The organism is Ramlibacter aquaticus (assembly GCF_015159745.1).
Lineage (GTDB): Bacteria > Pseudomonadota > Gammaproteobacteria > Burkholderiales > Burkholderiaceae_C > Ramlibacter > Ramlibacter aquaticus.
Map to the genome: position 1 here is coordinate 13,134 of NZ_JADDOJ010000039.1, position 23,119 is coordinate 36,252.

Annotated in this window: 21 protein-coding genes; 11 read left to right on the forward strand and 10 right to left on the reverse strand. The window is 70.9% G+C overall.

Annotated features, from left to right (window positions below; all coding sequences use genetic code 11):
- The first annotated feature begins 195 nt into the window (after positions 1 to 195).
- From IM725_RS11010 to IM725_RS11035, 6 genes are all read left to right on the forward strand, one after another.
- Positions 196 to 1,437 carry an ABC transporter substrate-binding protein gene (locus IM725_RS11010; protein WP_193780640.1) on the forward strand — a complete coding sequence of 414 codons (1,242 nt, stop codon included), beginning with the start codon at positions 196 to 198 and terminating at the stop codon, positions 1,435 to 1,437.
- Positions 1,434 to 2,312 carry a branched-chain amino acid ABC transporter permease gene (locus IM725_RS11015; protein WP_193780641.1) on the forward strand — a complete coding sequence of 293 codons (879 nt, stop codon included), beginning with the start codon at positions 1,434 to 1,436 and terminating at the stop codon, positions 2,310 to 2,312. The genes IM725_RS11010 and IM725_RS11015 overlap by 4 nt, the downstream gene beginning before the upstream one ends.
- A 4-nt stretch (positions 2,313 to 2,316) precedes the next feature.
- A complete protein-coding gene (locus IM725_RS11020; protein WP_193780642.1) occupies positions 2,317 to 3,252 on the forward strand; it encodes a branched-chain amino acid ABC transporter permease in 936 nt (311 codons plus the stop codon).
- Positions 3,245 to 4,711, forward strand: a complete 1,467-nt coding sequence (locus IM725_RS11025; protein ID WP_193780643.1) for an ATP-binding cassette domain-containing protein — start codon at positions 3,245 to 3,247, stop codon at positions 4,709 to 4,711. Before IM725_RS11020 ends, IM725_RS11025 begins: the two co-directional genes overlap by 8 nt.
- A 146-nt stretch (positions 4,712 to 4,857) precedes the next feature.
- Positions 4,858 to 6,216 (forward strand): MFS transporter, encoded by a 1,359-nt coding sequence (locus IM725_RS11030; protein WP_193780644.1) that lies wholly within the window; start codon positions 4,858 to 4,860, stop codon positions 6,214 to 6,216.
- Between the two features lie 98 nt (positions 6,217 to 6,314).
- Positions 6,315 to 7,430 carry an ABC transporter substrate-binding protein gene (locus IM725_RS11035; RefSeq protein WP_193780645.1) on the forward strand — a complete coding sequence of 372 codons (1,116 nt, stop codon included), beginning with the start codon at positions 6,315 to 6,317 and terminating at the stop codon, positions 7,428 to 7,430.
- On the opposite strand, the gene IM725_RS11040 is transcribed toward IM725_RS11035, so the two are convergent.
- From IM725_RS11040 to cyoA, 9 genes are all read right to left on the reverse strand, one after another.
- Positions 7,427 to 8,080, reverse strand: coding sequence for a trimeric intracellular cation channel family protein (locus IM725_RS11040; protein ID WP_193780646.1), 654 nt, complete (start codon positions 8,078 to 8,080; stop codon positions 7,427 to 7,429). The genes IM725_RS11035 and IM725_RS11040 overlap by 4 nt on opposite strands.
- 34 nt (positions 8,081 to 8,114) lie before the next feature.
- The gene (locus IM725_RS11045) at positions 8,115 to 9,374 is read right to left on the reverse strand and encodes an acyl-CoA dehydrogenase family protein (RefSeq protein WP_193780647.1); all 1,260 of its coding nucleotides are present in this window, start codon (positions 9,372 to 9,374) and stop codon (positions 8,115 to 8,117) included.
- A 171-nt stretch (positions 9,375 to 9,545) separates the two neighbouring features.
- Positions 9,546 to 10,091, reverse strand: coding sequence for a response regulator transcription factor (locus tag IM725_RS11050; RefSeq protein ID WP_193780648.1), 546 nt, complete (start codon positions 10,089 to 10,091; stop codon positions 9,546 to 9,548).
- On the reverse strand, positions 10,078 to 11,409 hold the full coding sequence (locus IM725_RS11055) for an ATP-binding protein (RefSeq protein WP_287067525.1): 1,332 nt from the start codon (positions 11,407 to 11,409) through the stop codon (positions 10,078 to 10,080). The genes IM725_RS11050 and IM725_RS11055 overlap by 14 nt, the downstream gene beginning before the upstream one ends.
- Complete coding sequence (locus IM725_RS11060) at positions 11,399 to 12,172, reverse strand: SURF1 family protein (protein ID WP_193780650.1); 774 nt, start codon at positions 12,170 to 12,172, stop codon at positions 11,399 to 11,401. The genes IM725_RS11055 and IM725_RS11060 overlap by 11 nt, the downstream gene beginning before the upstream one ends.
- Positions 12,173 to 12,178: 6 nt before the next feature.
- A complete protein-coding gene (gene cyoD / locus IM725_RS11065; RefSeq protein WP_193780651.1) occupies positions 12,179 to 12,580 on the reverse strand; it encodes a cytochrome o ubiquinol oxidase subunit IV in 402 nt (133 codons plus the stop codon).
- Positions 12,577 to 13,206 carry a cytochrome o ubiquinol oxidase subunit III gene (gene cyoC, locus IM725_RS11070; protein WP_193780652.1) on the reverse strand — a complete coding sequence of 210 codons (630 nt, stop codon included), beginning with the start codon at positions 13,204 to 13,206 and terminating at the stop codon, positions 12,577 to 12,579. The genes cyoD and cyoC overlap by 4 nt, the downstream gene beginning before the upstream one ends.
- Positions 13,207 to 13,235: 29 nt before the next feature.
- On the reverse strand, positions 13,236 to 15,224 hold the full coding sequence (cyoB, locus tag IM725_RS11075) for a cytochrome o ubiquinol oxidase subunit I (RefSeq protein WP_193780653.1): 1,989 nt from the start codon (positions 15,222 to 15,224) through the stop codon (positions 13,236 to 13,238).
- 53 nt (positions 15,225 to 15,277) lie between these two features.
- Positions 15,278 to 16,243 carry a ubiquinol oxidase subunit II gene (gene cyoA / locus IM725_RS11080; RefSeq protein WP_407692521.1) on the reverse strand — a complete coding sequence of 322 codons (966 nt, stop codon included), beginning with the start codon at positions 16,241 to 16,243 and terminating at the stop codon, positions 15,278 to 15,280.
- A gap of 227 nt (positions 16,244 to 16,470) precedes the next feature.
- On the opposite strand from cyoA, the gene IM725_RS11085 reads away from it, so the two are divergent.
- Together IM725_RS11085 and IM725_RS11090 are read left to right on the forward strand one after the other, a co-directional pair.
- Positions 16,471 to 17,808, forward strand: coding sequence for an MFS transporter (locus tag IM725_RS11085; RefSeq protein ID WP_193780655.1), 1,338 nt, complete (start codon positions 16,471 to 16,473; stop codon positions 17,806 to 17,808).
- A gap of 90 nt (positions 17,809 to 17,898) precedes the next feature.
- Entirely contained in the window at positions 17,899 to 18,693 is a 795-nt protein-coding gene (locus IM725_RS11090) for a TSUP family transporter (protein WP_193780656.1), read from the forward strand.
- 22 nt (positions 18,694 to 18,715) lie between these two features.
- On the opposite strand, the gene IM725_RS11095 is transcribed toward IM725_RS11090, so the two are convergent.
- On the reverse strand, positions 18,716 to 19,624 hold the full coding sequence (locus IM725_RS11095) for a LysR family transcriptional regulator (RefSeq protein WP_193780657.1): 909 nt from the start codon (positions 19,622 to 19,624) through the stop codon (positions 18,716 to 18,718).
- 107 nt (positions 19,625 to 19,731) lie between these two features.
- On the opposite strand from IM725_RS11095, the gene IM725_RS11100 reads away from it, so the two are divergent.
- From IM725_RS11100 to tcuB, 3 genes are read left to right on the forward strand one after another with little or no spacing between them, the layout of a single operon-like run.
- Entirely contained in the window at positions 19,732 to 20,523 is a 792-nt protein-coding gene (locus IM725_RS11100; protein ID WP_227753747.1) for a substrate-binding domain-containing protein, read from the forward strand.
- Entirely contained in the window at positions 20,520 to 21,929 is a 1,410-nt protein-coding gene (tcuA, locus tag IM725_RS11105; protein ID WP_193780658.1) for an FAD-dependent tricarballylate dehydrogenase TcuA, read from the forward strand. The genes IM725_RS11100 and tcuA overlap by 4 nt, the downstream gene beginning before the upstream one ends.
- Positions 21,913 to 23,103, forward strand: coding sequence for a tricarballylate utilization 4Fe-4S protein TcuB (gene tcuB, locus IM725_RS11110; protein WP_193780659.1), 1,191 nt, complete (start codon positions 21,913 to 21,915; stop codon positions 23,101 to 23,103). The genes tcuA and tcuB overlap by 17 nt, the downstream gene beginning before the upstream one ends.
- Positions 23,104 to 23,119: the final 16 nt, after the last annotated feature.

Consider the following 23,119-nt stretch of genomic DNA (forward strand, 5'->3'; position numbering starts at 1 on the left):
CCTGTTCGTGCGCTATTGCTGATCTGGCGCAAGCCCCGTGTGTTGCCGCGCCACGGACCGGCCCATTCGGGTTAGCACACCAACGGATCACGGGTTTTCACTGAACGGCCCATGGCGCCGGAGCGCCAAGAATGGGCGCTCTCGTCCGATATCCCGGCGTGCGTCCGGGAGCCCCCAATGTTGAGGAGACATGACATGCGCAAGAATTTGCTGGGTCTGTGGTCGGCCACCGCGCTCGCGGCCGCCACGCTCTTTTCTCCCCTCGCCGCCCAGGCGGCGGACGGCCCGATCAAGATCGGCGTGATCGCCGAGGCACAGGCCGTCGCCGGCTCGTCCATCGGCCCTGCCGCGCAGCTGGCGGCCGACGAGATCAACGCCAAGGGCGGCATCAATGGCCGCAAGATCGAGGTGGTGGTCTATGACAACCACTCCTCGGCGGCGGAATCGGTGCGCGCCTTCCAGCGCGCCGTCAACGAGGACAAGGTCAACGCGGTGATCGCCAGCTACATCTCCGAGGTGGTGCTGGCGCTGGAGCCCTGGGCCGCGCGCCTGAAGACGGTAATGATCACCCCCGGCGCCGCGTCCGACGCGATCACCGGCAACATCGCCAAGGACTACAACACCAACAAGTACACCTTCCACGGCTACCTCACCTCCAGCTCGCTGGCGGGCCTGGTGTGCGACGCCGCCAAGGACCTGCTGGTCGACGGCAAGAAGATGAAGACGGCCGTCATCATGAGCGAGGACGCCGCCTGGACCTCGCCGCTGGACGCCGGCTACGAGGCCTGCCTGCCCAAGGTCGGCCTGAAGGTGCTGGACCACATCCGCTTCTCGCCCGACACGACCGACTTCACGCCCATCTTCAAGAAGATCGAGGACGCCAAGCCGGACGTGATCATCACCGGCATCTCGCACGTGGGCACCCAGCCGACGGTGCAGTGGAAGAGCCAGCAGATCCCGATCCCGATGTTCGGCATCTCCTCGCAGGCCACCAACTCCACCTTCTGGAAGGACACCAACGGCGCGACCGAGGGCGTGCTCTTCAACGCGGTCTCCGGCCCCGGCGTCGCCGTCACGCCCAAGACCCTGCCCTTCGTGGCCGCCTACCAGAAGAAGTACGGCAACGTGCCGGCCTACTCCGGCTACACCGCCTACGACGAGGTCTACATGCTGGCCGACGCGATCAAGCGCGCGGGCAGCACCGACAGCGACAAGATCGTCGATGCGATGGAGACGACGGACTACGAAGGCACCATCGGCCGCGTCGCCTTCCTGCCCAAGGGTGATCCCAAGGTCCACGGCCTGCGCACCGGCCAGGGCTACATCACCGGCCTGATGCTGCAGTGGCAGGATGGCAAGCAGCTGAACATGTGGCCCAAGCAGCTCGCTGCCGGCCAGATGAAGTTCCCTTCCTTCGTCAAGCTGCCCACGCCTTGAACCTCGTCTGGCAGATCCTGATCGACGGCTTCGCGATCGGTTCGCTCTATGCGCTGGGTGCCACCGGGTTCACGCTGATCTTCGGCGTCTCGGGGGTGCTCAACCTCAGCCATGGCGCCATCATGGTCGGGGCCGCCGTGGCGGCCTGGGCCCTGGAGGCACTGCTGGGGGTGGGCCCGCACCTGTCCGCCCTGGGCGGCGTGGGCGTGGGGGTGGTGCTGGGCTTCGCGACCTACTACGTCGCGGTGCGGCCCATCCAGCGCTCGAGCCGAATCGCCGAATCCGAGAAGGAGATCTTCATCCTCACGGCCACGCTGCTGTGGGGCATCATCATCTCCGAGACGATCGCCTACTTCTTCACCAACAACGCCAAGACGGTGTTGCCGGTGGTCGAGGGCGTGATCACGATGATGGGCGTTCGCACGCCCACCAACGAATACTTCACTGCAGCGGTCTGCTGGATCGCCATCGGCCTGCTCTGGCTGCTGGTGAACCGGACGCGGCAGGGGAAGGCCTTGCTGGCCGCCTCCATGAACCCGCGCGGCGTCACGCTGCAGGGCATCGAGCTGTCCAGCATCCACCTCGCGGTGTGGCTGATCTACGGCCTGCTGGCGTCCATTGCCGGCGTGCTGCTGGGCATGTTCCTGGGCGTGAGCTCCTACAGCGTGGGCCCGCTCACGGCCAGCGCCTTCTCCATCGTGGTGCTGGGCGGCCTGGGCAGCGTGTCGGGGTCGCTGATCGCGGCCTACGTCGTGGGCTACCTGGAGACGCTGACGGCCTACATGCTCTCGCCCGCGTACCGCACCATCCCTTCGCTGCTGCTGCTGATAGCGGTGATGTACCTGCGGCCGCAAGGCCTGTTCGGGAGGCGCTGAGCGCATGCGACCCGGTCTTCTCCAATCGCGGGCGGCACAGGCCGGCGTGGCCGTGCTGGTGCTGGGGGCCATCGCGCCCTTCGTCTCCAGCGGCTACGTGCTGGGCCTGCTGACCGTCGCCTTCTACACGGCGGTCTTCGCCATGTCCTGGGACCTGCTCTTCGGCTTTGCCGGCGAGGTCAACTTCGGTCCCACCTTCCTGATCGGCCTGGGCGCCTACACGGCCGGCATCATGGACGCGCGGCTCGCGCCGCAGGTCCCGATGTGGGTCTGTATCGCGGCCGGCGCCATCGCCGCGGTGGTCGGCGGCGTGCTGCTGGCCCTGCCGGCGCTGCGCGTGCGCGGCCCGTACTTCGGCCTCACCACGCTGGTGGCAGTGCTGATGCTGCAGAACTTCATCGTCGTCGCCGCCGACCTCACCGGCGGCGAGATCGGCCTCACGGTGCCGGACGTGATCTCCGTCAGCGCGACCACCAACTACTGGGTCGCCTTCGGCTTCATGGCGATCAGCGGCATCATCCTGTTCGGCCTCTCGCGCTCGCCCATCGGGCTGGTGCTGGAGGCGAGCGGGCAGGACGCGGTGCAGGCCGGCGCGCTGGGCTTCAACGTCGTCAAGCACAAGCTGTTCGCCTTCATCGTGAGCGCCTTCTTCTCCGGGCTGGCCGGCGCGCTGATGGTGTTCTACATGGGCACGGCCTCGGTCGGCACCTTCGTCGACATCTCGGTCGGCGTGCAGGTGATCATCGCCGCCGTGCTGGGCGGCCGCCGCACCGTCATCGGCGCGGCGATCGGCGCGATCTTCCTGATCGGCATGGGCGAGCTGCTGCGGCCGCTGGGCGAGATCGCCACGCTGCTGGTGTCGCTGATCGCGCTCATCGTGGTGCTGTTCTTCCCGAACGGCTTCCTGGGCATGCTCCAGGGGAGGCGCAGCGATGGCTGACACCGCACTGCACGTCGAGAAACTGACCAAGCGCTTCGGCGGCCTGGTCGCCGTGAAGGAGCTGAGCTTCAGCGTCCACGGCGGCGAGATCCTGGGCCTGATCGGGCCCAACGGCTCCGGCAAGTCCACGGCCATGCGCTGCGTGATGGGCGTCGAGCGTCCCACGGCCGGCTCCATCCGCTGGGAGGGCCGCGAGATCGGCGGCCTGCCCTCGCACAAGGTGGCGCGGCTGGGCGTGGGCCTGGTGTTCCAGCACTCGCGGCCGCTGCAGCGGCAGACGGTGCTGGAGAACATCAAGGTCGCGCTCATCCCCGACCGCCTCACCATGCTGCTGCACAGCCACGAGATCGACGCCCAGGCGCGCGACATCGCGGCCCGCGTGGGGCTGGACAAGCTGATCGACCGGCGCCCGCCCACGCTGGCCTTCGCCGACCTGCGGCGGCTGGAGCTGGCCAAGGCGATCGCCCGCCATCCCAAGCTGGTGCTGGTGGACGAGCCCTTCGCCGGCCTCACCGCCTCCGAGGTGGCCGGCTTCTCCGACCTGATCCGCGGCTTCCGCGACGAGGGCCGGGCGGTGATGCTGGTGGACCACAACGTCAAGAGCGTGAGCGCGCTGGTCGACCGCGCGGTCGCCATGTACCTGGGCGAGCACATCGCCGAGGGCACGGCCAGCGAGGTGATGCAGAACGAGACGGTGCGCAAGGTGTACCTGGGCGGCGCCCTGGTGCGCAGCGAGCGGCCGCCCCGCGAGCACACCGGCACCCAGCCGCTGCTGCAGGTCGAGAACCTGGAAGTGCGCTACGGCAAGGCGCTGGCCCTGCAGGGGGTCTCGCTGCAGGTGCACGAGGGCGAGTTCGTCGGCGTCGTCGGCCTGAACGGGGCCGGCAAGACCACGCTGTTCAACGCCATCTGCGGCCTGGTCGCCTCCAGCGGCACGGTGCGCTGGGACGGCCGCGACCTGCGCGGCACCAGCCCGGCGCAGATCGCCCGGTCCGGCATCGTGCAGTGCCCGGAGACGCGCGAGCTCTTCGGCGACATGACGGTGCGCGAGAACCTGGAGCTGGGCGGCAACGCGCTGGACGACAAGGAACTCGCCGAGCGCCTGGAATGGCTGTTCGGCCTGTTCCCCATCCTGCGCGACCGCCAGCCGCAAGTGTCCCGCACGCTGTCCGGCGGCGAGCAGCAGATGCTCGCCATCGCACGTGCCCTGATGATGAAGCCGCGCCTGCTCATCCTGGACGAGCCCACGCTGGGCCTGGCCCCGGTGATCCTGGACACGCTCTCCAAGGCCCTGCACAAGCTGCGCGACACCACGCCGCTGACGGTGCTGCTGGGCGAACAGAACGTGACCTTCGCGCTGCCGCACGCCGACCGGCTCTACGTGCTGGACCACGGCAAGGTGGCCTGGGAAGGCACGCCCGACCGCTTCGAGGCCGAGGCCGCGGCCGACTACCTCTGAGCCCCGCCCGCGGGCCCGACCCCACCGGGGCCGGGCCCGCGCGGCTGCGTTAGCATGCCATCCTGGCTGCTTCGCAAACGCTTCCCCTGTCTTCCTCCGCCCCCCTCCCCGAAACCGGCCTTCCGGCACCCCAGCGGTACTGGGCCATGGCCACCATCCTGCTGGGCATCGCGGTCACGGTGATCGACGGCACCGTCGCCAACCTGGCCCTGCCCGGCATGGTGCGCGACCTGCACACCCACGCCTCGGACGCGGTGTGGATCGTCAACGCCTACCAGCTGGCGACGCTGGTGCTGCTGCTGCCGCTGGCGAGCCTGGGCGACCGCCTGGGCTACCGCCGCATCTACCTGGTGGGCGTGGTGCTGTTCACGCTCGCGTCCGGCCTGTGCAGCATGGCGAGCTCGTTGCCCACGCTGGCGGTCGCCCGCGCGCTGCAGGGCATGGGCGCGGCCGGCATCATGTCGGTGAACCCGGCGCTGGTGCGCCTGACCTACCCGCCCAGCCAGCTGGGCCGCGGCATCGCGCTCAATTCCATGGTGGTGGCGACGGCCTCGGTCGCCGGCCCGGTGCTGGCGGCGGCCATCCTCTCGGTGGCCGGCTGGCCCTGGCTGTTCCTGGTCAACGTGCCGCTGGGCGTGCTGCTCTTCCTGCTCGGGCAGCGGGTGCTGCCGGCCAACACCCTGTTCACCGGCCCCTTGCGCTTCTCGCCGCTGGACATCGTGCTCAATGGCGCGATGTTCGTGCTGCTGTTCGTGGGCGCCGACCTGCTGGGCGGCATGGGCCGGGGCGGCGAAGGCGGGATGGGCGCCTCGCCGGCCTGGGGCCTGGGCCTGCTCGCGGCGTGCGCGGCCGTGGGCACCGTGCACGTGCTGCGGCAACGCCGGCTCGCGCACCCGCTGCTGCCCATCGACCTGCTGCGCATCCCGGTGTTCCGCCTCTCCATGGCCACCTCGGTGTGCGCGTTCGCCGCACAGACCATGGCCTACGTGGCCCTGCCCTTCCTGTTCCTGGATGCCTGGCACCACAGCCCCGGCCAGGCCGGCCTGCTCATGGCCTGCTGGCCGCTGGGTGTGATCGCCGCCGCGAGCGTCACCGGCCGCCTGATCGGCCGCTTCCACGGCGGGCTGCTGGGCGCCATCGGCCTGGGCGTGCTGGCGCTGGGCCTGGGGCTCATGGGGCTGGCCGCGGCCTCCAGCGCGGCCACCGAGCCGGCGGTCTGGTGGCGCCTCGCGGTGTGCGGCCTGGGCTTCGGGCTGTTCCAGTCGCCCAACAACCACACCATCATCACCAGCGCGCCGGCACATCGGGCCGGCGCCGCCAGCGGCATGCTGGGCACGGCGCGCCTCACCGGCCAGTCGCTGGGCGCGGCCCTGCTGGCCGCGGTGTTCGCACTCGCCAGCGCCCACGACGGCGGGGGCGCACAGGCCGCCCTCGCCCTGTCCGCGGGCCTCGCGGCCGCCGCCGCGGTGTTCAGCGGGTTGCGCCTGCGCACCACCCAGGCCTGAATCACGGCCCTGCGCGGGCCAAACGCTTCCCTTGGGCGTGGTGCAGACCGCACAATCGGAACAGCCGAGTCCGGCTGTTTCGTCTCAAGGAGTACCCAGTGCAAGGATGGAAAACCGCCGCCCTGGCGTTGACGATCGCGGCGGCCTGCCTGCCCGCAGCGCGCGCCGAACTGCTGATCGGCCAGACCGCCGGCTTCACCGGCCCCGTCGCCGGTTCGGTCAAGGAGACCGCCGAGGGCGCACGCCTGTACATCGACCAGGTGAACGCCCGCGGCGGCGTGGCCGGTGAAAAGATCGACCTGATCGCCATGGACGACGGCTTCGAGGTCAAGCGCACGGCGGAGAACGCCCGCATCCTGATCGAGGACAAGAAGGTGCTCGCCCTGTTCCTGGTCCGCGGCACCCCCAACAACGAGGCCATTCTGCCCATGCTGGAGCAGTCGGGCACGGTGCTGGTCGCGCCCTCCACCGGCGCGATGCTGCTGCACGACCCCGTCAAGCGCGAGGTGTTCAACGTGCGCGCGCCCTACCAGAAGGAAAGCGAAAAGGCGGTGGTGCACCTGTCCACGATCGGCATGACCCGCATTGCCGTGGTGCACGCCGACGACTCCTTCGGCGCCGATGGCGTGGCGGGCGCCGACAAGGGCTTCGCCAAGGCCGGCATCAAGCCGGTGGCGGTGATCAAGGCCGACCGCCTCAAGCCCGACTTCGCCGGCATCGTGAAGGCCATCGTGGGCGCCAACGCACAGGCCGTGGTCTGGATCGGCTCGGGCACGGCGGTGGCCGACGGCGTCAAGGCGCTGCGCAAGGCCGGCTCGGCCGCGCAGGTGGTGACCCTGTCGAACAACGCCTCCTCCGGCTTCATCAAGTCGCTGGGCGAGGACAGCCGCGGCGTGATCGTGACGCAGGTCTTCCCCGACGAGCGCCAGCTCAGCTATGCCTTCATCGCCGAGGCCACGGCGCTGGCCAAGGCCAAGGGCCTGAAGGAAGTGACGCCGGCCATGCTGGAGGGCTTCGCCTCCGCGAAGGTGCTGGTGGAAGGCCTGCGCCGCGCCTCGCCGCACCCCACGCGCGAGAAGCTGCGCGCCGCGCTGGAATCCATGCGCGACTTCGACCTGGGCGGCCTGCGCATGGGCTACGGCCCGAACGACCACACCGGCCTGGAGTTCGCCGACCTGTCCATCATCGGCCCCAACGGCCACTTCCGGCGCTAGCGTTCGTCGCCTGCGTTCCAGGGCGGCAGGGCCAGGTCCAGGCGCACGGCGATGAGCCGCAGCGCCGCCGTCACCACGGTGGTCGCCAGCAGGGCGCCCAGGAGCGGGGCGCCCGCGGCGTGCATCCCCAGCAGCACCCAGCCGCCGATGAAGGAGCAGATGGCGTAGGGCTGGTGGTCGCTGAAGGCCGCCGGCACGTCGTTGCACAGCACGTCGCGCAGCACGCCGCCGAAGACCGAGGTGATGACGCCCATGAGCACGCACACCACGGCCGGCAGCCCCTGGTCCAGCGCAAGCTGCGCGCCGTTGGCGGTGAACAGGCCCAGGCCCAGCGCGTCCGGCCAGAGCAGGGCCCGCCGCGTGACGGCGAAGTGGCGGGTCCGCAGCAGCACCATGGCGCCCGCGCACACCAGCAGCAGGCCCCACAGCCAGCCGGCGTGCTCCACCCAGTAGAAGGGCCGCCGGTCCAGCAGCACGTCGCGCAGGGTGCCGCCGCCGAAGGCTGTCACGCCGGCCACCACGCTCACGCCCACCGCATCCAGGCGCTTGTTGGCGGCGGCCAGCAGGCCGGAGACGGCGAAGGCCACGGTGGCAGCGAACTCCACCACGCCCAGGGCGGCGGACAGGGTGACGGGCGAAGGCGGGATCATGCAGCGATTGTCGCGGCTGCGGCGCGCCGCCCGCCTAGTCCCGGTCCTGGGGGTTGCGGTAGTAGACGGCGGTGCTGCCCAGGGTCTCGCGCGAGCGCGCCAGTTCCGCCTTGGCGACGGCGCGCAGGTGGACCTCGTCGGGCCCGTCGAAGAAGCGCATCGCGCGCCCGGTGGACCACAGCTCGGCCAGCGGCGTGTCGGGCGTGAGGCCCATGGCGCCGAAGACCTGCATCGCGCGGTCCAGCACGCGCACGTGCAGCTGCGCCGCCACCAGCTTGATGGCCGAGACGTCCACGTGCGCCGCCTTGTTGCCGAAGCGGTCCATCTTCCAGGCCGCCTGCAGCACCAGCAGGCGCGCCTGGTCCACCTCCACGCGCGAGTGGGCGATCCAGTCCTGCACATTGGCGAAGTCCGCCAGGTGGCGGCCGAAGGCGCGCCGCGTGAGCGCGCGCTCGGCCATCAGCTCGATCGCCAGCTCGCACTGGCCGATCGCGCGCATGCAGTGGTGCACGCGGCCCGGGCCCAGCCGCGCCTGGGCCAGCGCGAAGCCCTCGTTCTCGCGGCCCAGCAGGTTCGCCACCGGCACGCGCACGTCGGTGTAGGTGATCTCGCAGTGCCCGTCGGGCGCCAGGTGGTTCATCACCGGCACGTTGCGCACCACGCGCACCCCGGGCGTGTCCAGCGGCACCAGCACCATGGAGTGCCGGCCGTGGCGCGGCGCCAGGGACGATTCGTCCGTCACGCCCATCACCACCGCGAGCCTGCACTGCGGGTGGGCCGCGCCGGTGGTGAACCACTTGCGGCCGTTGATGACGTAGTGGCCGCCCTCGCGCCGGATGGTGGTGGCGATGTTGGTGGCGTCCGCGCTGGCGACGTCCGGCTCGGTCATCGAGAAGCAGGAACGGATGCGGCCGTCCAGCAGCGGCACCAGCCAGCGCTCGCGCTGCGCCGCCGTGGCGAACAGGTGCAGCAACTCCATGTTGCCGGTGTCGGGCGCATTGCAGTTGAAGACCTCGCTGGCCCAGGGCACGCGGCCCATGATCTCGGCCAGCGGCGCGTACGCCAGGTTGGACAGGCGCGTGCCGGGCTCGTCCTCGCGCAGGCCGGGCAGGAACAGGTTCCACAGCCCGGCCGCGCGGGCGCGGGCCTTGAGCGGCTCGATCACCGCGCTGGGGTACTCGCCGCGGTGCACCAGGCGCTCGTAATCGCCCAGGCGCGGCAGCAGTTCGCGCTGCATGAACTGGCGCAGCGTGCGCTGCATCTGCTGCGTGTCTTCGGAAAGCTCGAAATCCATGGCGGCCCCTTGCGGCGGCCAACCCGGCCGCTGCGTGCCAGCATCGCGTCGCGCGGCAGGCAGTGCCTTGACGGGCATCAAGGGCCGGTCGCCGAGGCTGTCGCCCAGGTTACGCGGCGCGGGGGCGTCCGCGGCGCCGCAGGCCGCGGCGGGCGCGGGCCCGCACGCACCCTACTTCACCCGCTGCTTCTCGAGCTTGCGCGCCAGCGTGCGCCTGTGCATGCCCAGGCGCCGCGCGGCCTCCGAGATGTTGAAGCCGGTCTCGGCCAGCACCTGGTGGATGTGTTCCCACTCCAGGGTCTTGATGGAGGTCTGGCGGCCGGTGAGCTCGACGTCGACCACGCCCTCGGCCCGCGCGAAGGCGGCCTCGATGTCGTCGGTGTTGGCCGGCTTGGCCAGGTAGTGGCGCGCCCCCAGCTTCACCGCCTCCACCGCGGTGGCGATGCTGGCGTACCCGGTCAGCACCACCATCACCAGCTCGTCGTCGAGTTCGTGCAGGTACTGCACGCAGGCCAGGCCGGAGCCGCCGCCGGCCAGCTTGAGGTCGATCACGGCGTAGCCCGGGCTCTCGTCGGCCATGAGCGCGCGCACCTCCTCCAGGCTGCTCGCGCGCAGCACGCGGTAGCCGCGCCGCTCGAAGGAGCGCTGCAGCGTGCGCGCGAAGGCCTCGTCGTCCTCGACGATCAGCAGTTCGCGCTGGAGTTCATTCGCTTCCATCGGGATCCGGGCTCAGGGACTGCAGGGGCAGCGTGAGGGTCACCTCCGCGCCGCGTGGGAGATTCTGCGCCGACACCTGTCCCCCCAGCGTGCGCGCGACATTCACGGCCAGGAACAGGCCCAGCCCGCGCCCCGTGCGGCCCTTGCTGGACAGGTAGGGCGTGCCCATGCGCTCCAGCACCTCGGCGGCGAAGCCCGGGCCTTCGTCGCGCACGCGCAGGCACAGCATGCTGCCCTCCAGGGCCACGCGCAGGCTGGGCGTCGCGCCCGGCGCAGCCTCCAGCGCGTTGTCCAGCACGCTGCCCACCATCTGCTTGAGCGCCGTGTCGGAGAGGATGGGCGCGTCCGGGACCTCGCGCCGGTAGTCCAGGGCCGCCGCGCGGCTGCGCCGCCACTCCGCCACCAGGCCGTCCAGGAAGGCATGCAGCGTGGTCGCCTCCAGGGCGTCGGCACGGCTCTCGCCCGCGCTGGTGAGGATGCCGCTGACGATGGTCTTGCAGCGCTCGATCTGGCGCTGCATCTCCTCGATCTCCTCGCGCAGCTCGGGCTCGGCGGCGAAGGGCGCCATGCGCGCCCAGTCGCCCAGGATGACGGACAGCGTGGCCAGCGGCGTCCCCAGCTCGTGCGCTGCGCCGGAGGCCAGCAGGCCCATGCGCACGATGTGCTCTTCCTCGGCGGCGCGCTGGCGCAGGCGGGCGAGGCTGGCATCGCGCTGGCGCAGGTTGGCGCTGATGCGGCCGATGAAGATCACCAGCAGCGCGGCGTCCAGCAGGAAGCACACCAGCAGGCCGCCGGTGTACTGGATGGAAAACGCGGGCCCGTCCATGGTCGGCAGGGCGAGCGGACGGTGCCACTGCGTGAGCGCGAGGAAGCCGAAGCTGGTGGTGGCCACCACCGCCCACACGTAGCGCGGCTTGAGCAGCACCGACGCCACCGCGACCTGCAGCAGGTAGATGAAGATGAAGGGGTTGCGTATGCCGCCGGCGTAATAGAGCTGGCCGGTCAGGGCGGCGACGTCCACCAGCAGTCCCGCGAAGAGCTCCAGTTCCAGCACCGGCAGCGCGAGCCGGCTGCGCAGGATGCCGACGAGGTTGAACAGGGCCAGCACCGCCAGCATGCTGAGCATCTCGGCGAGCGGCAGCTGCACCTGCAGCAGGTACTGCACCACGAGGATGGTGGCGAGCTGGCCGCCCACGGCCAGCCAGCGCAGCTCCACCAGCTGCAGCAGGTTGCGGCGGCCCGCCAGCTGCGCCGGCGCCGCGCCCGCATCGCGGACCAGCCCGGCGTTCGGGAAGGCGGGAAGGGACTCAGTCGACACGTTGCGAGGCTCCGGCGGGCCGGCGCCGGCGCCACCCATCCCAGAGCAGCCAGCCGATCGCGCCGGCCAGGCCCGCGCCCAGCGCGAACCAGGTGAGAGCGTACACGAGGTGGTTGTTGGGGAACTGGATGACGGTGAGGCCGGGCCGGGGCCAGGCGCTGCGGTCCGCCGCGGTGAGCGCCTGCGCGTCCAGGAAGAAGGGCGCGACCGGTCCCTGCAGCCCCTGCGCGGCGGCGATCGCGGCGACGTCGCGCGAATACCAGCGGCCCTGGGCCGGCACGTTGGCCTGCAGGAAGCCGCCGCCGGGCTCGGTGAAGCGCAGCAGGCCGGTCACGGCGGCCTCGGGGGCGCCCTGGGGCACCTGCCCCTTCATCTCGGGCGGCACGAAGCCGCGGTTGACCAGCACCCAGGCGCCCTGCGGCGCCTGCAGGGGCGTCAGCACCCACCAGCCCGCGCCCAGCGCGGTGCTGGCGCGCACCAGCACCTGGTGGCTGAAGTCGTAGCGGCCCTGGACGGCGATGCGGCGGTATTCGTCGGCATCCCGGGTCAGCGCAGGCCAGCGTGCGGTCTCGGGCAGGGGCGCGGGCGCTTCACGCAGGCGGGCGTCCACCCGGGCGATCAGCGCTTCCTTCCACGCCAGGCGGTGGACCTGCCACACCCCCAGGGAGAACAGCCCCGCGCACGCCAGCAGGCCCAGGCCCACCAGCAGCACGCGCAGCGCCATGGAGCGCGAGGAGCCCGAACGGTCGTCGTCCGGCTCCATCGCGCCTCAGGGCATGTTGCGCATGGTCTGCGCGTCGGGCATGGGCATCATGTTGGTGTTCATGTGGTACATGACCCAGATAGAGCCCGAGAGCAGGATCACCACCAGCGCGCCGGTGAACACCAGCGCCAGCAGCGACCAGCCGCCTTCCACCTTCGCGTTCAGGTGCAGGAAGTAGATCATGTGCACCACCATCTGCACGCCCGCGAAGGCGAGGATGACGATGGCGGTGAGGCTGGACGGCAGCACCTTGCCCATCACCAGCCAGAACGGGATCGCCGTCAGGATCACCGAGAGGATGAAGCCGATCGCGTAGCCCTTGACGGTGGCGTGGTAGCCGATGTCGCCATGGCTGTCGTGCGCGTCGTGGTGGCCCGCGCCGTGGCCGCTGTGTTGCTGCGCGCTCACTGGAGCACTCCCATCAGGTAGACGAAGGTGAAGACGCCGATCCAGACCACGTCCAGGAAGTGCCAGAACATGGACAGGCAGACCAGGCGGCGCTTGTTCTCGAAGGTGAGGCCGTGCTTGCCGACCTGCAGCATCAGCGTGACCAGCCAGATGCAGCCGAAGGTGACGTGCAGGCCGTGCGTGCCCACCAGCGTGAAGAAGCTGGAGAGGAAGGCGCTGCGCTGCGGGCCCGCGCCCTCGTGGATCAGGTGCGCGAACTCGTTCAGCTCCAGGCTGAGGAAGCCCAGGCCCAGCAGGCCGGTGATGGCCAGCCAGCCCAGCACCTGGCCCTTGCGGCCGGCCTGCATGCCGATCATGGCGAAGCCGTAGGTGATGGAGGAGAAGAGCAGCAGCGCGGTGTTGGTGGCGACCACCGGCAGCTCGAACAGGTCGGCGCCGGAGGGGCCGGCCGCGTAGCTGCGGCCCAGCACCGCGTAGGTGGCGAAGAGGATGGCGAAGACCAGGCAGTCGCTCATCAGGTAGAGCCAGAACCCGAGCAGGGTGCCCTGCTGCGGATGGTGGTCGCCGTTGTCGTAGAACACCGGCTTGGCGCCGGTGCCCAGGGTGGTGGTGGAGGAACTGCTCATGGTTCTCTTGTGGGCCGTGCGAGGGCGCTTCAGGCGGCCGCCAGGGCGCGGGTGCGCTCGGCTTCGGTGCGCTCGACCACGCGGGCGTCGATGTGGAAGTCGCGGTCGTAGTTGAAGGTGTGGACGATGGCCGCCGCCAGCATGGCGACGAACGCCACGCCCGCCACCAGCCACATGTGCCAGATCAGCGCGAAGCCCCAGAGCGTGGCCAGCATCGCGATGACGAAGCCGGCGCCCGTGTTCCTGGGCATGTGGATCGGCTTGAAGCCGGCCAGCGGACGCTGCGCGCCGTGCTGCTTCATGTCGTGCCAGGCGTCGTTGTCGTGTACCACGGGCGTGAAGGCGAAGTTGTAGTCCGGCGGCGGCGAGGCGGTGGACCACTCCAGGGTGCGACCGCCCCAGGGGTCGCCCGTGACATCGCGCAGTTGCTCGCGGCGCAGGTAGGACACGACCAGCTGGATGATGAAGCAGGCGATGCCCAGGGCGATCAGCACCGCGCCCACGGCGGCGATGATGAACCAGATGCGCAGCGACGGGTCGTCGAAGTGCGAGAGGCGGCGCGTCACGCCCATCAGGCCCAGGACGTACAGCGGGGCGAAGGCGACCCAGAAGCCGACGAACCAGAACCAGAAGGAGGCCTTGCCCCAGAAGGCGTCCAGCTTGTAGCCGAAGGCCTTGGGGAACCAGTAGTTGATGGCCGCGAAGATGCCGAACACCACGCCGCCGATGATCACGTTGTGGAAGTGCGCGATCAGGAACAGGCTGTTGTGCAGCACGAAGTCGGCCGCGGGCACCGCCAGCAGCACGCCGGTCATGCCGCCGATGACGAAGGTGACCATGAAGCCCACGGTCCACAGCATGGGCACCTCGAACTTGATGCGCCCGCGGTACATGGTGAACAGCCAGTTGAAGATCTTCGCCCCGGTCGGGATCGAGATGATCATGGTCGTGATGCCGAAGAACGAGTTCACGCTGGCGCCCGAGCCCATGGTGAAGAAGTGGTGCAGCCACACCAGGTAGGACAGGATGGTGATCACGACCGTCGCGTACACCATGGAGGCGTAGCCGAACAGGCGCTTGCCGCTGAAGGTGGCGACCACCTCGGAGAAGACACCGAACACGGGCAGCACCAGGATGTAGACCTCGGGGTGGCCCCAGATCCAGATCAGGTTCACGTACAGCATGGGGTTGCCGCCCAGGTCGTTCGTGAAGAAGTTGGTGCCGACATAGCGGTCCAGGCTGAGCAGCGCGAGCGTGCCGGCCAGGATGGGGAAGCTCGCCACGATGAGCACGTTGGTGCACAGGGCGGTCCAGGTGAAGATCGGCATCTTCATCATGGTCATGCCGGGCGCGCGCATCTTGATGATGGTGGCGATCAGGTTGATGCCCGAGAGCGTGGTGCCCACCCCCGCGATCTGCAGCGACCAGAGGTAGTAGTCCACCCCCGAGTCCGGGCTCGCGAGGATGCCCGACAGCGGCGGATAGGCCAGCCAGCCGGTGCGGCCGAACTCGCCCACGAACAGCGAGATCATGATCAGCACGGCGCCGCTCACCGTCATCCAGAAGCTGAAGTTGTTCAGGAACGGGAAGGCCACGTCGCGCGCGCCGATCTGCAGCGGCACCACGTAGTTCATGAGGCCCGTCACCAGCGGCATGGCGACGAAGAAGATCATGATGACGCCGTGGACGGTGAAGAGCTGGTCGTAGTGGTGCGGCGGCAGGAAGCCGTGGTTGTCGCCGAAGGACAGCACCTGCTGCATCCGCATCATGAGGGCGTCGGCGAAGCCGCGCATCAGCATGACGATGCCCAGGATCACGTACATGATGCCGATCTTCTTGTGGTCGATGCTGGTGATCCAGTCGCGCCACAGCGTGCCCCAGGCGTTCAGCTTGAACAGCAGGGCCAGCACGGCGGTGCCGCCCAGCGCCACCATGGCGAAGGTGGCCACCAGGATGGGCTCGTGGATGGGAACCGCCTCCCAGCTGAGGCGGCCGAAGATGAGGTGACTCAGGTCCATGTCGGTCTCGGTTCAGGGCCGGGCGCGGCGCACGCGTCCCGGCGGTTGATGTCTCAGCGGGCGGCGGCCACCGGCACGGGGGCACCGGTCGGGTTGTCGGGGGTGCACAGCGCGGCCACCACGGTGCGGCGGCGGTCGGCGGGCAGCTGCGTCAGGCCGGCCACGCCGCCCTTGCCGGCGCCGCCCTCGGCGTCGATGTGCATCATCTGGTTCAGGCACATCTTGCGGCCGTCCACGCAGCGGTTGAGCACCAGGCCGTACAGCTTCTCGTCGACCATGGCGTACCGGCGCACGGGGTCGCTCTCGCTCGGCTGCTCCAGCTTCAGGTAGGCGTCGCGGGTGAGCGCCTGGCCGGACTTGCGGTTGGTCTGCACCCAGGCGTCGAAATCCTGGTCGGACAGGCCATGGAAGCGGAACTTCATGTGCGAGAAGCCGGCCCCGCTGTAGTTGGAGGACATGCCCTCGTAGTCGCCGGGCTTGTTGATCACCGCGTGCAGCTGGGTCTCCATGCCCGGCATGGCGTACACCATGCCGGCCAGCGCCGGCACATAGAAGGCGTTCATCACCGTGGTCGAGGTGATGCGGAACTCGATGGGCCGGTCGACCGGCGCGGCCAGCTCGTTCACCGTCGCGATGCCCTGCTCGGGGTAGATGAAGAGCCACTTCCAGTCCATGGCCACCACGTCCACCACCAGCGGCTGGGTGCCGGGCTCGACCGCGCGCTGGGCGTCGACGCGGTCCAGGGGGCGGTAGGGGTCCAGCTGGTGGGTGCTGATCCAGGTGATGGTGCCCAGCGCGATGATGATCAGGAGCGGCGCGCCCCAGATGATCAGTTCCAGGCGCGTGGAGTGGTCCCAGTCGGGCGCATACTCGGCCTCGGCGGCCCGGCTGCCCTGGCGGTAGCGGAAGGCAAAATAGATCGTCAGGAAGATCACCGGCACGATGATCAGCAGCATCAGCAGCGTGGACTGCACGATGAGGTGGGCCTGCTGCACGGCGACGTCGCCGTGCGGTTTCATCACGACGGCCTCACAACCGGCCAGCAGGGCTGCGGCGGGGGCCGCCAGGGCGGACCGCAGGAGGCGGGGGGAAACAAAAGAAAACATCGAGGGGACCCAAATGCGCGGGAAAACGCCGATTGCGGTTTGAGCGCCAATGTATCCTGATTGATGCAGATCAACGATTGGACATTTTGTCCCAGGTCCCCCGCGGGCCCAAGAACTCTCGCTGTAATTGCCGTAACCCGATGACCCCCGCCGCCTCCCTGAATCCCTCCGGCCGCCTGGCCGGCACCCACGGCTCCAACGCCGCCAACTCCGCCGACGAAGCCCGGCTGGCCCCGGGCGACATCGCCGTCGGCGTCATCATCGGCCGGGCCTCGGAATATTTCGACTTCTTCGTCTACGGCATTGCCTCGGTCCTGGTGTTCCCCACCGTGTTCTTCCCGACCGAGACCCGGCTGGTGGGCACCCTGTACGCCTTCGCGATCTTCGCCCTGGCCTTCGTGGTGCGCCCCCTGGGCACGCTGCTGGGCATGAGCGTGCAGCGCCATTTCGGCCGCAGCGTGAAGCTGACGGCCGCGCTGTTCCTGCTGGGCATCTCCACCGTCTCCATCGCGGTGCTGCCCTCGTTCGGCACCGCCGGGGCCCTGGCGGTGTGGCTGCTGATCGCGGCGCGGGTCGGCCAGGGGCTGGCCACCGGCGCCTCCTGGGACGGCCTGCCCTCGCTGCTGGCCTTGAACGCGCCCCCGCAGCGCCGCGGCTGGTACGCCATGCTGGGCCAGCTGGGCGCGCCGCTGGGCTTCCTGGTGGCCTGCGGCGTGTTCTCGTACCTGTGGTCCAGCCTGTCCACGCCCGACTTCCACGAGTGGGGCTGGCGCTACCCCTTCTTCGCCGCCTTCGCGATCAACGTGGTGGCGCTGTTCGCCCGCCTGCGCCTGGTCGTCACGCACGAGTACGAGCGCGAGCTCGAGGCGGCCGAACTCGAACCCTGCAGCGTGCGCGAGCTGGCCTCCCAGCAGGGCGGCAACGTGCTGATCGGCGCCTTCGCCTCCCTGGCCTCCTACGCCCTGTTCCACCTGGTGACGGTGTTCCCGCTGTCCTGGGTGATGCTCTACTCGCAGCAGGACGTGCTCCAGTTCCTGAGCACCGAGCTGGCGGGCGCCGTGCTGGCCGGCATGGCCATGCCGGTCTCCGGCTGGCTCGCCGACCGCGTGGGGCGCCGCACCACGCTGGGCGCGCTGGCGGTGGCGATCGGCGCCTTCAGCCTGGCGACCCCCTGGCTGCTGGGCGGCGACGACATCGGGCAGGACCTGTTCATCCTGCTCGGCTTCGTGCTCCTGGGCCTGTCCTACGGCCAGTCCGCCGGCGCGGTCACCGCCAATTTCCAGCCGCGCTTCCGCTACACCGGCGCGGCGCTCACCGCCGACCTGGGCTGGCTGATCGGCGCGGCCTTCGCGCCGCTGGTGGCGCTGGCGCTGTCGGCGCGCTTCGGCCTGGGGGCAGTCAGCCTGTACCTGCTCTCGGGGGCGGTCTGCACGCTGGTGGCCCTGCGCACCAACCGGGCCATCTCGCAACGCGACTGAACGCCTCAGGCGCCACACGGACGGGCCCGCCACGCGCGGGCCTTTTCATTGGCGCGGCGCGTGCGGATCCGGCGGCGACAATAGCGGCCCATGCCCGAGTTCACCGCCCTGCTGCCCACCCTGCTGCCCTTCCTGGCCTGCGTGGTGGCGGCGACAGTGGTGCAGAACCTGACAGGCTTCGCGCTGGGGCTGGTGCTGCTGGGGCTGGTGGAACTGCTGCACCTGGTGCCCATCGCGGAGGCGGCCAACGCGTCCATGGCGCTGAGCCTGGTGAACGCGATCGCCTTCTTCCGCGCCGAACGCAGCCGCCCGCCCTGGCGCATGATGCGCCCCGCCCTCCTGGCCAGCCTGCCGGGCGTGGTGCTGGGCGTCGCCTTGCTGGCCTGGCTGAGCCTGAACGCCACCCTGTGGCTGCGCCTGCTGCTGGGCCTCGCCGTGCTGGGCAGCGCCGTGGTGCTGGGGCGCCAGGGCCAGGCCCGCGCACAGCCGTCCGCGCCCCCGGCCTTCGCGGTCGCGGGCTTCCTGGCCGGGCTGCTGGGCGGCCTGTTCTCCACCTCGGGCCCGCCCATCGTCTTCCACCTGTACCGCCAGCCCTTCGACGCCGCGACCATCCGCCGGGCGCTGGTGCTGGTGTTCTCGGTCAACGCGCTCACGCGCATGGTGCTGGTCACGGCCAGCGGCCACCTGTCGACCCGCTCCATCGTGCTGGGCGCGGTCGCCGTCCCGGTGGTGATGGTGGTGACGCACCTGTGCGTGCGCTACCCGATCCCGGTGCGCGGGCGCACGCTCAACCTGCTGGCGGCCGGGCTGCTGGCGATCACGGGCAGCACGCTGACCCTGTCCGCCGCGCGCCTGCTCGCGGCGGCCCCGGCCGCCGTGCCCTGAGGCCCGGCCGGCGGCCCGAGCCTCAGGCGGCGTGGCCGAGCGCGAGCAGCGCGCGCAGCTGGTCGTAGAAGCGCTGCGCCACCGGCGTCAGGCGCCGGCCCTGCAGGCTCAGCAGGCCGATCTGGCGTTGCAGGGCCAGGCCGGCCAGCGGCACCGTCTTGAGCACCGGGTGACGCGGGGCGAGCGCGCTGGCCGGCACGATGGCCAGGCCCAGCCCGGCCTCCACCAGGGCCAGCAGTGTGAGGATGTGGTTGGCCTCCAGCCAGGGCAGGGGCCGCGCGCCGCCGCCCGCGAGCTGCTCGTCCACCAGCACCCGGTTGCGGCTGGCGTGCGAGACCGAGACCAGCGGCTCGTCCTGCAGGTCGGCCAGCCGCAGGCCGCGCCGGCGCGCCAGCGGGTGGTCGCGCCGCATCGCCACCCGGTAGGGGTCGGCCCAGAGCGGCTCGAAGCGCAGGCCCGATTCCAGCGCACCGGCGAAGCCCAGGCCGAAATCGGCCTCGCCGCTCATCACGGCCTGGGCCACCTCGTTCATGCCTTCGTCGATGAGCCGCACCCGCACCGCGGGCATGGCCTCGCGGAACTGGGCGATGGCGCGCGGCAGCAGGGTGACCGCGGCCGTGGGCAGGCAGGCCACGGTGACGCGGCCGGCATGGCGGGCGGAGGCCTCGTGGATGCCCAGCACGGCGGCCTCCAGGTCGTCGAGCGCCGCCCGGGCGCGCTCCAGGAAGGCCTGGCCGACCCGCGAGAGCCGCACCTCGCGCGTGCTGCGCTGGAAGAGGCGCGCGCCCAGCAGCTCCTCCAGCCGCTCGATGCGGCGGCTGAGCGCCGGGGCCGAGAGGTGGATCTGCCGCGCGGCCGCCCGGAAGCTGCCGCAGTCGGCCACGGCGACGAAGGCCTGCAGCTGCTGCAGGTCGAAATTGATGCGTGCCACGCAATGATTGTCGCAAACATTGCGCTTGCCACACGAAACCCGCGGGCGCAGCATCCCGGCCGGGACCGCGCTGTGGCCGGTCCAAACGCCCAAACCGGAGACCGACCATGAAGATGCCCCCTGTCCCGTCCGCCCTCGCGACCGCCCTGCTGGGCGCCGCCCTCGCCCTGGGCGCCGCCGCGGCGCAGGCCGAACCCCTGCACGTCGTGAGCTCGGGCGGCCTGGGCGCGGCGACCGACCGCCTGGCGGCCGAGTTCGCGCAGCGCAGCGGGCAGGAAGTGGACACCGCCCGCGGCCCGTCCATGGGTGGCACGCACAACGCGATCCCGCAGCGCCTGGCCCGCCACGAGCCCGTGGACGTGGTGCTGGGCGTGAGCGAGGCGCTGGATGCGCTCATGGCCCAGGGCCTGCTCGCAGCCGGCAGCAAGGTCGAACTGGCCGACTCCACCATCGCCTGCGCGGTCCGCCACGGCGCGCCCCACCCCGACATGGGCAGCGTGGACGGCGTGCGCAACGCGCTGCTGGCGGCGCACTCGGTCGCTTGGTCGGACAGCGCGAGCGGCCGCTACATCGACCGGGAAATGATCCCCCGCCTGGGCATCGTGCAGCAGATGCAGGGCAAGGGCCGCGCGATCCCGGCGGTGCCGGTGGGCGAGGTGGTGGCACGCGGCGAGGCCGAGTTCGGCTGCCAGCAGCGCAGCGAGCTGCTGCCCATCGCCGGCATCGACATCGTGGGCGACCTGCCGGCGCCCTTGCAGCGGGTCACCGCGTTCTCGGTGGCCATCGTGGCCGGCAGCGCCCGGGAGGCCCAGGCCCGGGCGTTCATCGAATTCCTGCGCACGCCGCACGCGGCCGAGGTCATCCGCGCCACCGGCCTGGAACCGCGGGCCGGCCGATGATCGACGTCCTGGTCATCGGCGGCGGCAACGCGGCGCTGTGCGCGGCGCTGATGGCGCGCGAAGCCGGCGCCAGCGTGATGCTGCTCGAATCGGCGCCGCGCGAATGGCGCGGCGGCAACTCCATGCACGTGCGCAACCTGCGCTGCATGCACGACGCGCCGCAGGACGTGCTGGTGGACGCCTACCCCGAGGAGGAGTTCTGGCAGGACCTGCTGAAGGTCACCGGCGGCCAGACCGACGAGGCGCTGGCGCGGCTGGTGATCCGCCATTCCGCCGGCTGCCGCGACTGGATGCGCAGGCACGGCGTGCGCTTCCAGCCCTCGCTCGCGGGCACGCTGCACCTGTCGCGCACCAACGCCTTCTTCATGGGCGGCGGCAAGGCCCTGGTGAACGCCTACTACCGCAGCGCCGAGGCCCTGGGCGTGCAGGTGCGCTACCGCAGCCCGGTCGCATCGCTGGAACTGGACGGCCCGCGCTTCCGCGCCGCGGTGCTGGAGAGCGGCGAGCGCATCCAGGCCCGCAGCTGCGTGCTGGCCTGCGGTGGCTTCGAATCCAACCGCGAGTGGCTGCGCGAGGCCTGGGGCCGCAACGAGCGCGGCGAGTGGCCGGCCGACAACTTCCTGATCCGCGGCACGCGCTTCAACCAGGGCACGCTGCTGCGCTTCATGCAGGGCGCAGGCGCCGACATCATCGGCGACCCCTCGCAATCCCACTGCGTGGCGATCGACGCCCGCGCGCCGCTCTACGACGGCGGCATCGTGACCCGGGTCGACTGCGTCTCGCTGGGCGTGGTGCTCAACCGCGAGGGCCAGCGCTTCTACGACGAGGGCGAGGACTTCTGGCCCAAGCGCTACGCGATCTGGGGCCGCCTGGTCGCGCAGCAGCCCGGCCAGGTGGGCTTCTGCATCATCGACAGCAAGGCCGTGGGCCGCTTCATGCCGCCGGTGTTCCCGGGCGTGAAGACCGACAGCCTGGACGCGCTGGCCCGCGCGCTGGGCCTGCCCGAGGCCGCCGTGCTGCGCACGATGGCGGACTACAACGCCGCCTGCCGCGGCACCGACTTCGACCACACCGTCCTCGACGGCTGCCACACCGAGGGCCTGGCGCCGGCCAAGTCGCACTGGGCCCGCACCATCGACAAGCCGCCTTTCTACGGCTACGCGCTGCGGCCCGGCGTGACCTTCACCTACCTGGGCCTGAAGACCGACGCCAGCGCCGCCGTGCACTTTGGCGGCCAGCCCAGCGACAACCTGTTCGCCGCCGGCGAGATCATGGCCGGCAACGTGCTGGGCAAGGGCTACACCGCCGGGGTGGGCATGAGCATAGGCACGGCCTTCGGCCGCATCGCCGGCGCGCGCGCCGCCGGGGCCGCACTCGGAAAGACCACGCATGCAGACCTTGCTTGAACTGGCGCGCGACGCCAGCGCACTCGCCGCGGGCGAACCCACCGCCCTGCCCGCCGCCCTGGCCCGGGGCGACGCGGCCACGCCCGAGGCCGAGGCCGCGCGGCAGATGCAGATCTGCAACGCGTGCCGGTACTGCGAGGGCTTCTGCGCGGTCTTCCCGGCCATGACGCGCCGGCTCGAGTTCCCGGCCGCCGACATCCACTACCTGGCCAACCTGTGCCACAACTGCGGCGCCTGCCTGCATGCCTGCCAGTACGCGCCGCCGCACGAGTTCGCGGTGGCGATTCCGCAGGCGCTGGCGCGGGTGCGGGCCCGCACCTACCAGGCCCATGCCTGGCCGGCGCCGCTGGGGGCGCTCTACCAGCGCGCCGGCCTCACGGTGGCCCTGGCGCTGGCCGGCGGCCTGGGCCTGTTCCTGGCGCTGGCGCTCGCCCTGCGCGGCAGCCTGTGGCATGCGCCGCTGGCCGGCAACTTCTACGCCGTGTTCCCGCACGACCTGCTGGCAGCGATGTTCGGCGCCGTGTTCCTGTTCGCGGCCCTCGCGCTGGGCATGGGCGCGCGCCGCTTCTGGCGCGGCGTGGCGCCGCAGGAGGCCGTGCCCGGCGCGCTCGCCCGTGCCGCGCACGACGCGCTCACGCTGCGCTACCTGGACGGCGGCCACGGCGACGGCTGCAACAACGAGGACGACCGCTTCTCCCCGTGGCGCCGGCGCTTTCACCACGCGACCTTCTACGGCTTCCTGCTGTGCTTCGCCGCCACCTCGGTGGCCACGCTCTACCACTACGCCCTGGGCTGGGAGGCGCCGTACGCCTGGACCAGCCTGCCGGTGCTGCTGGGCACGGCGGGCGGGCTGGGGCTGCTCGCCGGGCCGGCCGGCCTGCTGTGGCTGAACCTGCGCCGCCACCCGCTGCAGGGCGACGTGGCGCAGCGCCCCATGGACCGCGGCTTCATCGCCCTGCTGGGGCTGGCCAGCGCCACCGGGCTGGCCCTTCTGGCGGGCCGCGACGGCGCGGCGATGGGCCTGCTGCTCGCGCTGCACCTGGGCGTGGTGATGGCGCTGTTCCTCACCCTGCCCTATGGCAAGTTCGCGCATGCGGTGTACCGCGTCGCCGCACTGCTGAAGTTCAACATCGAAAAGCGCCTGCCGAACCGACTCGCGCTCGGTTCCGACTGAGCCCCCCACCCACCCC

Coding starts and splice junctions, on each gene's coding strand:
- IM725_RS11010 (WP_193780640.1), top strand. CDS start 196: ATGCGCAAGAATTTGCTGGGTCTGTGGTCGGCCACCGCGCTCGCGGCC.
- IM725_RS11020 (WP_193780642.1), top strand. CDS start 2,317: ATGCGACCCGGTCTTCTCCAATCGCGGGCGGCACAGGCCGGCGTGGCC.
- IM725_RS11025 (WP_193780643.1), top strand. CDS start 3,245: ATGGCTGACACCGCACTGCACGTCGAGAAACTGACCAAGCGCTTCGGC.
- IM725_RS11030 (WP_193780644.1), top strand. CDS start 4,858: ATGGCCACCATCCTGCTGGGCATCGCGGTCACGGTGATCGACGGCACC.
- IM725_RS11040 (WP_193780646.1), bottom strand. CDS start 8,080: ATGATCCCGCCTTCGCCCGTCACCCTGTCCGCCGCCCTGGGCGTGGTG.
- IM725_RS11045 (WP_193780647.1), bottom strand. CDS start 9,374: ATGGATTTCGAGCTTTCCGAAGACACGCAGCAGATGCAGCGCACGCTG.
- IM725_RS11050 (WP_193780648.1), bottom strand. CDS start 10,091: ATGGAAGCGAATGAACTCCAGCGCGAACTGCTGATCGTCGAGGACGAC.
- IM725_RS11060 (WP_193780650.1), bottom strand. CDS start 12,172: ATGGAGCCGGACGACGACCGTTCGGGCTCCTCGCGCTCCATGGCGCTG.
- cyoC (WP_193780652.1), bottom strand. CDS start 13,206: ATGAGCAGTTCCTCCACCACCACCCTGGGCACCGGCGCCAAGCCGGTG.
- cyoB (WP_193780653.1), bottom strand. CDS start 15,224: ATGGACCTGAGTCACCTCATCTTCGGCCGCCTCAGCTGGGAGGCGGTT.
- cyoA (WP_407692521.1), bottom strand. CDS start 16,243: ATGAAACCGCACGGCGACGTCGCCGTGCAGCAGGCCCACCTCATCGTG.
- IM725_RS11085 (WP_193780655.1), top strand. CDS start 16,471: ATGACCCCCGCCGCCTCCCTGAATCCCTCCGGCCGCCTGGCCGGCACC.
- IM725_RS11090 (WP_193780656.1), top strand. CDS start 17,899: ATGCCCGAGTTCACCGCCCTGCTGCCCACCCTGCTGCCCTTCCTGGCC.
- IM725_RS11100 (WP_227753747.1), top strand. CDS start 19,732: ATGAAGATGCCCCCTGTCCCGTCCGCCCTCGCGACCGCCCTGCTGGGC.
- tcuA (WP_193780658.1), top strand. CDS start 20,520: ATGATCGACGTCCTGGTCATCGGCGGCGGCAACGCGGCGCTGTGCGCG.
- tcuB (WP_193780659.1), top strand. CDS start 21,913: ATGCAGACCTTGCTTGAACTGGCGCGCGACGCCAGCGCACTCGCCGCG.